A 12,490-nucleotide genomic window follows, 5' to 3' on the forward strand; every position below is an offset into this window, starting at 1 on the left:
CGGGTGACCGCCCCGGCGCGCGATGCCGTCGAGCGTTTCGGCGATCAGCTCGCGAAGATCGCCCTGGTCCGGCCTCGCCATCCCGAAGCGTTGCCTATCCGGATCAATCGCAAACGCATCTTCATCCTGCCGACGGGCTTCGGGCTGTTCCTCGGCGTAGTGATCATCGCCATGCTGGTCGGCGGCCTGAACTACAACAACAACCCGGCCCTGTTGCTGGTGTTCTTGATCTTCGCGCTGGCGCACAACAGCTTCGTGCACGCGCACCTGATCCTGTCCGGCGTCCGCCTGAAGGCCCTGCATGCCGATGCCGTGCATGCCGGTCAGGCGATGCGACTGAAATTCCGCTTCGATGCCGAAGGCGCGCGCGACCGGCCCGGGCTGGAACTGCTCTGCGGCGACGTGCAAGGCTTGTTCTCCTTGCCGGCCGGCGGCGAAACGGAACTGGCGCTCGAAGTTCCCGTTTCGAAACGCGGCTGGTTCAGCGCCGGACGATTGCGCCTGAGCACGCAACGGCCGCTCGGCTTCGCACGCGCCTGGTCGTGGCTGCTGCCCGACACGCGACTGTTGGTCTACCCGCGACTCGATCCGGATGCGCCGCCCTTGCCCGAATCGCTGGGCGATGGCGACTCGCCGCGCACTCGCGCGCATGGCGAACAACCGCACCACCTGCGCGACTATCGCACCGGCGACATGCCGCGGCAGATCGCCTGGAAAGCCTCGGCGCGCGCCGACAAACTGCTCGTGCGCGAATACGAATCGGCCGTGGCGCGCGACATCACGCTGGACTGGAACCAACTCGCAGGCCAGGACCATGAGGGCAGGATCAGTCGACTGGCGCGCTGGGTCGTGGAAGCCGAGCGCAGTGGCAGCCGTTACAGCCTGCGGCTGCCGATGCAGTTCCTGCCACCCGGCCGCGGCCCCGAACATCGCCATGCCTGTCTCCGCGCGCTGGCGCTGATGCCGGAAGCGGACGCGCGTCATGACTGAAGCCCTGCCGACGGCACTCCGGCGTTTCGCCCTGCTGGCCGCCACCGCCTGCGCCCTGCCCTTGCTGATCCTGCAACCGGTTTGGCTGGCGCTGGTACTGCTCGCGACTTCCGCACTGTCGCTGTGGGGCGAAAAGGCATGGCCCGGCTGGCTGCGCATGCTGCTGGTGCTGACCATCGGCGGCCTGGTGATGGCGGCTTACGGCTTCCGTGTCGGGCGAGACACCGCCAGCGCCGGATTGCTGGCGATGTTGATGCTCAAGTCTTACGAAACCTACAGCGTGCGCGACGCGCGCAGCCTGCTGGGCTTCTCGCTGTTCGCGCCCTTCGCCGCTTTCCTGCAGGACCAAGGACCGATCACGCTGGGTCTGGCCCTGCCGGCGCTGTTGCTCTCGACGATGGCCTGGGCGGCCCTGCTGCAGGGTTCGGCGTCGCACTCCTGGAGCATGGTCTGGCGCGCCGCGCGTGCGCTGGCGATGGCCCTGCCGCTCGCTCTGGCCGGATTCTGGCTCTTCCCGCGCCTGGCCGCGCCGATGTGGGGCTTGCCGGACAACGCAATCGCACAGATGGGGCTGGGCGATCGCATGACGCCTTTCGACTGGCAGGACGTGCTGGTCGACGATAGCGCGGCGATGCGCGTGCGCTTCTTCGGCGCCACGCCCGGTCGCGAGCAGATGTACTGGCGCGGTCCGGTGCTGACGCGTTTCGACGGCGAGGCATGGGAACGCGACGATAGCGCGGCGCTCAAACCCGCGCCGCACGTGCAGGCGCGCGGTCAAACGATCTCCTACGAGGTGATGCTGGAACCGACCAGCCGACGGGACTTGCCGGTGCTGGAACTTCCGCTGGATGCGCCGGCCGAATCGCGCATCAACAGCGAATTGACCGCGATCCATTCCGCGCCGGTCGAGAACCTGATCCGTTACGAAGGCCATTCGGCGCCGAACTCGGTGATCGTCGCGGAACTCGCCGATGGCGAGAAGCGGGCACTGTTGTCCCTGCCGCCCAATCGCGATCCGCGGGTGCGCGCGCTGGCCCGGCAATGGGTGGCCGAAACGCCGGACCCCGAACGATTGACGAATCGGTTCCTCGACTGGATGCGGCGCGATTTCAAGTACACGCTGGCGGCGCCGCCCCTCGGTTACAACGCCACCGACGAGTTCCTGTTCAGCACCCGGCTGGGCTTCTGTCAGCATTTCAGTTCCGCCTATGTCGTGTTCATGCGCGCCGCCGGCGTCCCGGCGCGTATCGTCACCGGTTACGTCGGTGGGCGTTACAACAACATCGGCGACTATTGGCGCATCAATCGCAAGGACGCGCACGCCTGGGCCGAAGTGTGGATCGAGGGGCATGGCTGGAAACGCGTCGACCCAACCGCCGCCATCGCGCCGGAAAACATCCTCGACACGGTGGACGACCTGCAGGCGCAGCAGGAGCAGGGCGGCATCGCGGGATTAGCCGGCAGCATGCTCGAACCGATGTTCGATAGCGGCGACTTCCTGCGCCGGCAATGGAACGAGCTCGTGCTCGGCTTCGATTCGGCACGCCAGAAGGGATTGCTGAAACCTTTCGGCATCGAAGAAGCCGACAACTGGCAACTGGTGCTGGCGTTCGCCATTGGCGCGGTGATCGCGCTGGCGATTACCCTGCTCCTGCTGCTGCGCCAGCATCGCGACCGCAGCGACCCGTTGGTGCGGGCCTGGCGCAAGCTCGTGCGTCGCCTGGCGCGCACCGGCCTGCGCAAGCACGAGTCCGAACCGCCGCTGACCTTCGTCGAACGCGCCGGCAGGGAACGACCCGCACTGGCCGATCGCCTGCTTGCGCTGGGTCGTCGCTACAGCGACTGGCGCTATGCCGGCCATCGCCTCGAAGCCGCCGAGAAAACGCAGCTGATCAGGGATCTGCGCGATTTCCGCGCCTGAACGGCTCCGGCCGCGAAGAACTGCCGTGCGCGACTACAACGCGCGATAGAACTGCAGGCTGTTGCCGGCGGGATCGCGCAGATGGAACTCACGCGTTCCCCATGGCGTGTCGGCCGGCAGGGCCCAGGGACTGCCATCGGCGCTTTCCGCCGTCGCTGCGCCGCTGGCGGCGAACTCTTCGTACATGGCCTCGACGTCGTGCACGTAGAAACGGCAGGCGGCGCGATCGGTCGGATACGCCCATTGCTGTGGATCCGCCCATTGCAGGTGCAGTTCCAGCCCGTCGCGCCGAACCACGGCGTAGCGCGGAGACGACGCCGAATCGGCGAATATCTCTTCGAAACCGAGCAGCGCATAGAAGCGCAACGACTGCCGTACGTCCCTGGCCGCCAGTACCGGATGAATTGCCAACAGCCTCGCGCCCATGAGCGCCTCCGCTCGCCTGCGTCAGCCGAAACCGCCATCCATCGTCCGACCCGCCAGCAGATGCAGGTGGATATGGAACACCGTTTGCCCGCCCTCGCGATTGCAGTTCATCACCAGGCGATAGCCGCGATCGGCGAAGCCCTGCGTCTTGGCGTAGTCCGCCGCGGCCAGCATCATGCGGCCGAGCAGCTCCGCCTCGCTCGCGGGTACGTCGTTGAGGGTCGAATAGTGCTGCTTCGGCACGAACAGGACATGCACCGGCGCCTGCGGCGAAATGTCCTTGAAGGCGATCAGCCTTTCGTCCTCGTAAACGATGTCGGCGGGAATCTCGCGACGGATGATGCGGGAGAAGATGCTGTCGCTCATGCGGATTCCTCCATTGCCAGTCGCGATTATTCGGCCTTGTCCGGTTTCGCGCCAGCCTCCGCCGGCGGAATCTTCGAACAGTCGCCGCCCAGCCTTTGGGCGAAACCTTCGGTGCGGTAGCCGAGTTCGCGCGGATCGTCGCGCGCGATCAGGTATTCGACCCGGCGCAGCTCGTCCGTCCCGGCATCGAGCACCCAGGCATCGACGGGACCATCCGGCGTCGACACCGACTCGCTACCCTTCACCCGCACGCGGAACTCACCGAGGCCCTTGTCGTACTGGTAGAACGGCACGCGATACTCGCCCTTCGGTTCCAGCGGCAGCGCGGCGAACATGACACCGAACAGATTGCCTTCCCATACCGGCTGCGGCAGCGGCACATGGACCACAGTCGTGCGTCCGTCCTTTTCGACGCGGCGACCGGCCACGACGCCGTCGGAATAGTCGAGCACGACATGCGTCTCGCCCCGGCGCCGATTCTCGAAATGGATCGGCCGCAGCGTCTTGCCGTCGAGCACGAAGCTGTCGCGCATGTCGAAACCGCCGGGCGCCTGCTGGTGGATAAGCACATGCAGTTCGTCCTTGCCGTCCGTGCGCACGCGTCGCACGGTCTGCCTGACCTGCCCGACATCGGTGCTCTTGCCGTCGCGGATCGTGCTGATGGTGAAGCAGGCGTCCTGCTCGGCGATCCGACCGCCTTCGGGCAGCGCGGACGGGGCGGCCAGGGCCAGCAACAGGATCGGACTCATCGCAGACTCCCTTCAAACAAAACGCGGCATCTCAGGACTCGACTTCCAGGCGCGAACCGAAGGCATGCGCCAAGGTCCCGCGATCGACGTATTCCAGCTCGCCACCGAGGGGCACGCCATGCGCCAGCCGGCTCGGCCGTACACCGGCCTGACGCGCCAATTGCGCGAGGTAGTGCGCTGTCGCCTCGCCCTCGACGGTCGGATTGGTGGCGATGATCAGTTCCTTCGCTTCGCCTTCGGCCAGTCGCGCAGCAAGCTGGTCCAGGCCGAGTTCGCGCGGACCGATGCCATCGAGCGGCGACAGGCGCCCCTGCAGGACGAAATACAGGCCGCGATAGCCGGTGGCCTGTTCGATGACGAGACGGTCGGCCGGGCTCTCGACCGCGCACAGCAGGCTGCGTTCGCGCGATGCGCTGGCGCAGGTCGGGCACAGAGGTGTTTCGCTGAAGTCGCGGCACTGGCCGCAATGACCGATGCGCTCGATCGCTTCTTTCAGCGCATCGGAAAGACGTTGCCCGCCCTCGCGATTGCGTTCGAGCAGGTGGTAGGCCATGCGCTGCGCGGACTTCTGCCCCACGCCTGGTAGGCAGCGCAGCGCATCGATCAGCTGTTCCAAAAGGGATGACATTACGCATGCCCCGCGCAATGGCAGAGGTCGGCCGAAGATCGGGCGCACACGGATGCGCGCCCGGCGTGCGCCTCAGGCGCGCGCCGGCGTCGGGAGAAAACCACGCTTTTCTCCCGACGCACGAATGTGGCGGCAGGACGCCACATCATCCGTCTTAAAAAAGCCCCGGCAGCTTCATTCCCGGCGGCAAGGGCATGCCTGCGGTGGCGGCCGACATGCGCCTGGCGCTTTCGGCATTCGCCTTGCCGACGGCATCGTTGAATGCGGCCGCCATCAGATCCTCGAGCATCTCGGCGTCGGCCAGCACCGAAGGGTCGATGTGCACGCGGCGCGTCTCCATCTTGCCGGTCATCGTGACGCTCACCATGCCGCCACCGGACTGACCGGTGACTTCGAGTTGGGCCAGTTCCAGTTCGGCGCGCTTGAGGTTCTCCTGCATGCGCTGCGCCTGCTGCATCATCTGCGCGATATTGCCTTTCATCTTTCGCTCGCTTGGTCCAGGGGTTTGATCGAATCGGGCACGACCTTGCCGCCCTGCCCGATGAGTTGCGCCACGATCGGATCGGCCATGAAGGAGCTCTCGGCGCCGCTCTGGCGTTCGCTGCGCTGGCGCTGGTTGCGGTCGTGCAAGGTCTCGCCGTTGGCCGCGATCTTTTCGAAACGGATTTTCGGCGCGGCGCCGAGCGCCGACGCCAGATCCTGCGAAAGGCGCTTCAGCAGGTTGTCGGAGCGCAGGTGCTCGAAGGCGTCGGGCAAGCTCAGGCTGAGGACGCCATCGGCGTAGGCGCAAAAGCCACTATGCGAAGCGAGTTCACGCACCGGTCCTTTCAGTCCGGCATTGCCGATCAGAACGAGCCAGTCCTCCGCGTTGCGCAAGGGCATGCGCGCGATCGCATCCTCCGCCGGTGTCGCCGCGGCCGTAACGGCCTCGCGCACCGGCTCTGCGGCGCGGGCGATCGACGGCGCCACGGGCGAGGGCGATGCGGTAGGCGCCGCAAGCGGCATCGCCGACGGCGCGACGGTGGATCGCGGCGCGCCGATCGCAGCTTGCGAAGATCGCGGCGACGACGCTGTCTCGCCCGTGCCCGAACCGCTGGGCCTGAACGCAAGCATGCGCAGCAGGGCCATCTCGAATCCTGCACGCGGACTCGGCGCGAAACCGATATCGCGGCGCCCGCCAACCGCCATCTGGTACCAGAGCTGCACCAATTCCGGCGCGAGACGGGAGGCAAGACCTGCTGCATCCACGCGCGAACCTTCGCTCTCGAAACCGGGCACCAGCTGATGCAACTGGATGCGATGCAGTTCGCTGGCCAGGTCTTCCAGCACCTGGGCGAAATCGGGCGAAAACTGCGCCATCGCTTCCACTTCGGCGATCAATCGCGCGCCATCGCCTTCGGCCAGGGCTTCGATCAAAGCGCCGACCTGTGCGCGCTCGACGGTGCCGAGCATGGCGTTGACGGCGGACTCGTCGAGCTTTCCGCCCGTATAGGCGATAGCCTGGTCGAGCAGGGACAAGCCGTCACGTAGGCTGCCATCGGCCGCGCGCGCCAGCAAGCCGATCGCACCCGGCTCGGAAGCGATGCCTTCGGCTTCGAGGATGCGCTGCATCTGTCCGGCGATCTGACCCTGTTCGAGCCGACGCAGGTTGAACTGCAGGCAACGCGACAGGACGGTGACCGGAAGCTTCTGCGGGTCGGTGGTGGCGAGCAGGAACTTGACGTGACCGGGCGGCTCTTCCAGCGTCTTGAGCAACGCGTTGAACGCACTCTTCGACAGCATGTGCACTTCGTCGATGAGGTAGACCTTGGTGCGCCCGCGTGCCGGCATGTACTGCGCGTTCTCGATCAGCGCGCGGACGTCGTCCACGCCGGTGTTGCTGGCGGCGTCGATCTCGAGCAGATCGACGAAGCGCCCGGCGTCGATATCCAGGCAGGCGGCGCACTCACCGCAGGGCTCGGCCGATGTACCGCGATCGCAGTTCAGGCTCTTGGCGAAGATGCGGGCGATCGTGGTCTTGCCGACGCCGCGCGTACCGGTGAACAGGAAGGCATGGTGGACGCGGCCCGTGTCGAGGGCATTGGTCAGCGCACGCACCACGTGTTCCTGCCCCACCAGTTCGGCAAAGCGCCGGGGGCGCCATTTACGGGCAAGGACCAGATAGGACATGGGGGTGCTCAGACGGAACCCGGTCATTGTGCCTACCGCCCCGCCCCCGGCCAAGCGCCAGGAAGGTTCAGGTTGTCCGCCCCCGGCCGCTCAGGTAGAATTTCGCGTTCGATTCAGGCGGTTATGCCGCTTGATTCGAGATCGTGCGACAGGCGCGGAGAGGTGTCCGAGTGGTTGAAGGAGCACGCCTGGAAAGTGTGTAAGCGTCTAAACCGCGCTTCGGGGGTTCGAATCCCCCTCTCTCCGCCAGTTTTGAGTTGTCGAAGACTTTCCGCTCGCGATAGCTTTCGCCTGCAAGTGGAAAGAGGGGGTGAGAACCCCCGAGGGTTCGACGGATCGGCAAGATTGCCGATCCGGACGGCGAAGCCGCCCGCAGGGCGAGGCACAGGATGTGCCGAGTCAATCTCCCTCTCTCCGCCAAATCGCCAGTTCGTACGTAGCGCGGCCACGCCGCGCTTTCGTTTCTATGGTGGCCCCGTCGGCCCCTCGCGACGATAGGTCGAAAACCCCGCCAGGGCCGGAAGGCAGCAACGGTATTGACCGATTCGGGTGCCGAGACCAGCCGGCGGGGCTGCCACCCTCTTCGAATTCCTTTCGCGATCGTTGGCGAAACTTCGCCGGCTCCTGTCGCCCTGTCCGGCCTTCATCGCAGGCAGCCAGCAACGGTCGACCGATTCGGGAGCCGAGACCCGCCGGCGGGGCTGCCACCCTTTCAGATATCGCCGACGTCGCGCTTGCCGCCGCGCTTGCCCAGCAACTTGGCCGGCCCGACCACGATGGCATGCGACAGCGCCTTGCACATGTCGTACACGGTCAGCGCGGCGATGCTCGCGCCAGTCATCGCTTCCATCTCCACCCCAGTGCGATGTGCGGTCTTCACCGTGCATTCGATGCGCAGCGTGTTGCCGCCGGCCCAAGCCACGTCGAAACGGCAACCATCTATCGGCAGCGGATGACAGAACGGGATCAGCTCATGCGTGCGCTTGACCGCCATCGTGCCGGCGATGATCGCGGTATCGATCACCGCGCCCTTGGCGGTTTTCAGCTCGGATTCGCGCAGCACCGCAGCGACTTTCGCCGGGAACCTGACGCGACATTCCGCCCTCGCCTCGCGCACGGTGACCGGTTTCGATGAAACGTCGACCATCGCCGGACGTCCGGCCTTATCCACGTGGGTAAGTCGCGATTTCCCTTTCATGCCGCTCTCCTGCCTTACGTCCGCCGGCGCAGTTCAGCCGCCGATGAAGAACATTTCGATGCGCTTGCGCTCGCTCGCCAGCCCGGCGCGTTCCTCGCTGTAACGGTCGGCGCGCCGCGCCCAGATCGATGCGATGCGGTCCGACAACGCCGCCTCGCCCTGTGCGATGCCCTCGCTCAAATCATGTCCGCGCGCCGCGAACAGGCAGGTGAACAGCTGCCCGTCCGCCGATAGCCGCGCGCGATGGCAATCGCCGCAAAAAGGCGCGCTGACGGAACTGACGAAACCGATCTCGCCCTGCCCGTCGACGAATCGGTAGCGCGATGCGACTTCGCCGCGATAGGACGGCGCCACCGGCGACAAGGGCCAGCGCATTGCGATCCGGTCGCGCAGTTCCGCCGATGGGACCACCTGGTCGCGGCGCCAGCCGTTGCAGGTACCCACGTCCATGTATTCGATGAAGCGCAGCGTATGCGGCGTGCCGCGGAAACGTTCGACAAGCGCCAGCGCCTGGTCTTCGTTCACGCCGCGCTGCACGACCGTGTTGAGCTTGATCCGGCCGAAACCGGCGGACTCCGCCGCCGCCAGGCCGTCCAGCACCTGGCGAACATCGCCGCGACCGCCCGACATGGCGCGAAACACATCGGCATCGAGCGCATCCAAGCTCACCGTCAGGCGGTGCAGGCCTGCCGCGCGCAAGGCAGCCGCCTGCGTCGCCAGCAGGGAACCATTCGTGGTCAATGCCAGGTCTTCGATACCGGGAACGCGCGCCAAGCGCCGCACCAGTTCCGGAAGGTCCTTCCGCAGCAAGGGTTCGCCGCCGGTCAAGCGGATCTTGCGCACGCCGAGCCGGGCGAAAGCGCGCACGGCCGTTTCGATCTGCTGGAAATCCAGTCGACGCGCGCGATCGAGCGTGGCATCGTCCGGCGTCAGTCCTTCCGGCATGCAGTAAGGGCAACGATAATTGCAGGTCTCGATGACGGAAACGCGCAGGTCGCGCAACGGCCGCGACAGCGCGTCCAGCGGCGAGTGCGTTTCGCGAACCGGCATCGCGGCATTCATTGTCCGGCCACCTGCGGGCCAGTCGGATCGGCCAGCGCGATCGCATCGCCGGCTTCCGCGACGCGGTGTCCGCGCGTGCGCAGCGCTTCTCGCGCCGCCAGCGATTCGTAGTGGTAGAGCAGGCAGCGGCCGAGCAATTCCGGTGGGTACTCGCGCTCGAGATCGTCGATGCCGCTGTGCGAAGGATTGCCGTGCAGGGCGCAGTCGTGCGCCACCAGTTCGCCGTCGCCGGCGTACTTGGCAAGCATTTCGGGTATCGGGCGCGTATCGCCGGTCCAGACGAAACTACCCTGAAGGCGCAGGCCGAAGGCGGTATCGGGCAAATGATGCCGCACCGGGAAAACATCGAACCAGCGGCCGCGATGCCAGAATCCGCGCGTCACCGGCACGAGTTGGAACGCATCCCACCAGTTGGCGCCGTCTTCGGCCACGACGCCCGGGTACTCGGCCAGGCGTTGCTGCAAGTAGGGAACGATGTTCGCAGGTACATACAGGCGCACGCGACCGCGCCGCGACGGGTCGAAATAGCTGGCGAAGAACAATCGCTCCAGTCCTGCCACATGGTCCATGTGCACATGGGTGATGAACAGCGCATCGGGGTGTGCGCCGTAACGCGAAAGGTAATGCGTCAGCGCCTCGACCCCGCAATCGACCATCAGGAAGGGGGCGCCGTCCCGTTCGAGCACGCAGGAGGCCGAACCGAGGAGCGGCGCCGCCTGCGCATTACCCACGCCGAGGAATCGCAGCGACCAGCTCATGCTCCCAGCTCCAATGCATGCGCCTTGCGCAGGGTCTGCATGCCCTGTTCGATCGCGCCTTCGCGCAACCCGGCGACGCGCTTGCGCAGCGAGCGCTCGAGTCGGTTCAGTACGTCGATGCACCAATCGCCCGGGGCGCTTTCCATGGTTCCCTTGTCCCAATCGATCAGCCAGGGTTTGCGGGCCTGATCGACCAGCACGTTGTGCGCATTGAGATCGGCGTGGCGAGCGCCGGCGCGATGGCAATGGCCGATCGCGGCGCCTACCGCACCCCAGGGCGCGGCCGCGGCGTCCGCCTGCACGCAGTCGACGAAGGAGCGGACATCGGGAATGCGCTCGACCAGGATCGCGGTCCGGTACAGCGGTCCGCGTCGAAGATACATGGCTGCGATCGGCGCAGGCACGGGCAGCCCCTTGTCGCGCAAGCGCTGCAACAACGCGAATTCCCGCAGACTGCGCACCTCGGTCTCTCCACGCCACCAATAAGCGTCGTCGCTCACGTAGGCGGCCCAACCCCCGCGTCGGTATCGACGCAGCACGCCAGCACCGAATACCCCGCGCACGAACCAGGCGGCGCCGCGCCCGCCCTGCCCCTGCACGGGCTGCGCCTCGGCGGCGTAATGCGCGGGTTCGAAAAGCTCGGGGCTCGCTTGCGACAGCCTGCGCGGGTCGAACACAATCGCCCCGTCTCCGCCTGCATCGCGGAACGGCTGTCGGCGCTCGCCGGGGGTCGACCTTTCGTCCATCGAGCGAAGTCTAGCAAGTGAATCCACCTGCCGCGCCGCGTTCCCTGTGCATCCTGCGCCTGTCGGCGCTCGGCGACGCCACCCACATGGTGCCGCTGGTGCGCACCTTGCAACGCGCCTGGCCGTCGCTGCCGATCACCTGGATCATCGGCAAGGGCGAGGCCAAGCTGCTGGAGGGATTGGAAGGCGTCGAATTCATCGTCTTCGACAAGAAGTCCGGCTGGGCCGGCCTGCGCGATCTGCGTCGCCGGCTTGCCGGTCGGCGCTTCGACGTGCTGCTGCAGATGCAGCTCGCCCTGCGCGCGAACCTGCTGTCGGCACTGATTCCGGCCGAGCGTCGCATCGGCTACGACCGCGCCCGCAGCAAGGAAGGCCATGGACTGTTCATCAACGAGCGCATCGCGCCGGGTGGCCACCACGTGCTCGATGCCTTCGGCAAGTTCTGCGAACCGCTGGGCCTGATGCAGGACCGCGTGGAGTGGAACCTGCCGGTGCCTCAGGACGCGCGGACCTGGGCGGACGAACAACTGCCCGGCGAACAACCCACGCTGCTGGTTTCGCCCTGTTCCAGCCATGCGCTGCGCAACTGGGCGCCCGCGCGCTACGCGGCGGTCGCCGATCACGCGGCTGCGCAGGGCTGGCGCATCGCGCTCTGCGGCGGACGCAGCCAACTCGAACGCGACACCGGCGACGCGATCCTTGCGGCGACGAAATCGCCCGTCATCGACCTGATCGGGAAGGACACGCTGAAACAGCTGCTGGCCTTGCTCGAACGCGCGACGTTGGTGCTGTCGCCCGATTCCGGACCCGCCCACATGGCCAACGCGATGGGGACGAAAGTGCTCGGCCTGTTCGCCTGCACGGATCGCGAACGCTGCGGCCCCTACTCCGACCTGCGCTGGTCGATGAACCACTACGACGAGGCCTCGCGCAAGTTCATGGGCAAGCCCGCCAGCGAATTGCCCTGGGGCAAGCGGGTCGAGTTCCCGGGCGTGATGGACCTGATCGGCGTCGAAGAGGTGATCGAACGCTTCGATGCGTTCCGCGCGCAGTTGCCGCCTTCGGACTAGGGCGCCGGCGCGCCGCTGCGGTAGTCCTGATAGGACTTTTCCTCTACGTAGGCCGAGCCCAACGCAAGATTGATGTCCTTCTTGATGCGAGCGCGTTCGTCGTTCTCGAAATAGACGGCGCGCGCGAGCCGGATGAATTCCTGGTCGAAGGCCTGTGCCTTCTCCTTGATGCGGATGTCGTCCTCGATCACCCAGAGTCGTTCGTTGACCGCTTTCAGGGCGGCGCGCAGGTCGCTGATGTCGGTGGCCGAGGCCGCATGCGCCGACCAGGTCGCGCGCAGGGCGTCGCGTTCCTTGCGCACGTTCTCCAGCTTGACCGGATCGCTCATGCGCTCGGACTTGATGTCGAGGATGGCGATCTTGTCGAGCAGTTCGCCGAAGGAGACAGGGACGAGGATTTCGGACAT

At 66.4% G+C, this 12,490-nt stretch carries 14 protein-coding genes, 1 tRNA gene and 1 other RNA gene; 5 read left to right on the plus strand and 11 right to left on the minus strand.

Going from position 1 to position 12,490, the window contains the following annotated elements:
- The first annotated feature begins 3 nt into the window (after window positions 1–3).
- Both QM707_RS00275 and QM707_RS00280 read left to right on the plus strand, forming a co-directional pair.
- Entirely contained in the window at window positions 4–990 is a 987-nt protein-coding gene (locus QM707_RS00275; RefSeq protein WP_414999881.1) for a DUF58 domain-containing protein, read from the plus strand.
- Entirely contained in the window at window positions 983–2,911 is a 1,929-nt protein-coding gene (locus QM707_RS00280) for a transglutaminase TgpA family protein (RefSeq protein WP_414999882.1), read from the plus strand. The genes QM707_RS00275 and QM707_RS00280 overlap by 8 nt, the downstream gene beginning before the upstream one ends.
- Window positions 2,912–2,944: 33 nt before the next feature.
- Here QM707_RS00280 and QM707_RS00285 read toward each other — a convergent pair whose 3' ends face one another.
- From QM707_RS00285 to dnaX, 6 genes are all read right to left on the minus strand, one after another.
- Window positions 2,945–3,337: a bleomycin resistance protein gene (locus tag QM707_RS00285; protein WP_414999883.1), complete on the minus strand. Its 393-nt coding sequence runs from the start codon at window positions 3,335–3,337 to the stop codon at window positions 2,945–2,947.
- 21 nt (window positions 3,338–3,358) lie between these two features.
- On the minus strand, window positions 3,359–3,703 hold the full coding sequence (locus QM707_RS00290) for a histidine triad nucleotide-binding protein (RefSeq protein WP_414999884.1): 345 nt from the start codon (window positions 3,701–3,703) through the stop codon (window positions 3,359–3,361).
- A gap of 26 nt (window positions 3,704–3,729) precedes the next feature.
- Window positions 3,730–4,452 carry a hypothetical protein gene (locus tag QM707_RS00295; RefSeq protein ID WP_414999885.1) on the minus strand — a complete coding sequence of 241 codons (723 nt, stop codon included), beginning with the start codon at window positions 4,450–4,452 and terminating at the stop codon, window positions 3,730–3,732.
- Window positions 4,453–4,483: 31 nt separating this feature from the next.
- Window positions 4,484–5,080 (minus strand): recombination mediator RecR, encoded by a 597-nt coding sequence (gene recR, locus QM707_RS00300; RefSeq protein ID WP_414999886.1) that lies wholly within the window; start codon window positions 5,078–5,080, stop codon window positions 4,484–4,486.
- A gap of 154 nt (window positions 5,081–5,234) precedes the next feature.
- Entirely contained in the window at window positions 5,235–5,561 is a 327-nt protein-coding gene (locus QM707_RS00305; protein WP_414999887.1) for a YbaB/EbfC family nucleoid-associated protein, read from the minus strand.
- The gene (gene dnaX, locus QM707_RS00310) at window positions 5,558–7,249 is read right to left on the minus strand and encodes a DNA polymerase III subunit gamma/tau (RefSeq protein ID WP_414999888.1); all 1,692 of its coding nucleotides are present in this window, start codon (window positions 7,247–7,249) and stop codon (window positions 5,558–5,560) included. Before dnaX ends, QM707_RS00305 begins: the two co-directional genes overlap by 4 nt.
- A gap of 156 nt (window positions 7,250–7,405) precedes the next feature.
- Between dnaX and QM707_RS00315 the strand changes: the two genes are divergently transcribed.
- Together QM707_RS00315 and ffs are read left to right on the plus strand one after the other, a co-directional pair.
- Window positions 7,406–7,498, plus strand: a tRNA-Ser gene (locus tag QM707_RS00315).
- Between the two features lie 226 nt (window positions 7,499–7,724).
- Window positions 7,725–7,821, plus strand: an RNA gene (gene ffs / locus QM707_RS00320) — signal recognition particle sRNA small type.
- Between the two features lie 140 nt (window positions 7,822–7,961).
- On the opposite strand, the gene moaC is transcribed toward ffs, so the two are convergent.
- From moaC to QM707_RS00340, 4 genes are read right to left on the minus strand one after another with little or no spacing between them, the layout of a single operon-like run.
- Window positions 7,962–8,447 (minus strand): cyclic pyranopterin monophosphate synthase MoaC, encoded by a 486-nt coding sequence (moaC, locus tag QM707_RS00325; RefSeq protein ID WP_414999889.1) that lies wholly within the window; start codon window positions 8,445–8,447, stop codon window positions 7,962–7,964.
- Window positions 8,448–8,480: 33 nt separating this feature from the next.
- The gene (gene moaA / locus QM707_RS00330; protein WP_414999890.1) at window positions 8,481–9,509 is read right to left on the minus strand and encodes a GTP 3',8-cyclase MoaA; all 1,029 of its coding nucleotides are present in this window, start codon (window positions 9,507–9,509) and stop codon (window positions 8,481–8,483) included.
- A complete protein-coding gene (locus QM707_RS00335; protein WP_414999891.1) occupies window positions 9,506–10,267 on the minus strand; it encodes an MBL fold metallo-hydrolase in 762 nt (253 codons plus the stop codon). Before QM707_RS00335 ends, moaA begins: the two co-directional genes overlap by 4 nt.
- Entirely contained in the window at window positions 10,264–11,013 is a 750-nt protein-coding gene (locus QM707_RS00340; protein WP_414999892.1) for a 3-deoxy-D-manno-octulosonic acid kinase, read from the minus strand. Before QM707_RS00340 ends, QM707_RS00335 begins: the two co-directional genes overlap by 4 nt.
- A gap of 86 nt (window positions 11,014–11,099) precedes the next feature.
- On the opposite strand from QM707_RS00340, the gene QM707_RS00345 reads away from it, so the two are divergent.
- Complete coding sequence (locus QM707_RS00345; protein WP_414999968.1) at window positions 11,100–12,083, plus strand: glycosyltransferase family 9 protein; 984 nt, start codon at window positions 11,100–11,102, stop codon at window positions 12,081–12,083.
- Here the strand turns inward: QM707_RS00345 and QM707_RS00350 are convergent.
- Window positions 12,080–12,490 (minus strand): DUF6165 family protein, encoded by a 411-nt coding sequence (locus tag QM707_RS00350; RefSeq protein ID WP_414999893.1) that lies wholly within the window; start codon window positions 12,488–12,490, stop codon window positions 12,080–12,082. The two genes, QM707_RS00345 and QM707_RS00350, sit on opposite strands and share 4 nt — an antisense overlap.

Origin of the sequence: Arenimonas sp. (assembly GCF_047602345.1) — a bacterium.
Lineage (GTDB): Bacteria > Pseudomonadota > Gammaproteobacteria > Xanthomonadales > Xanthomonadaceae > Arenimonas.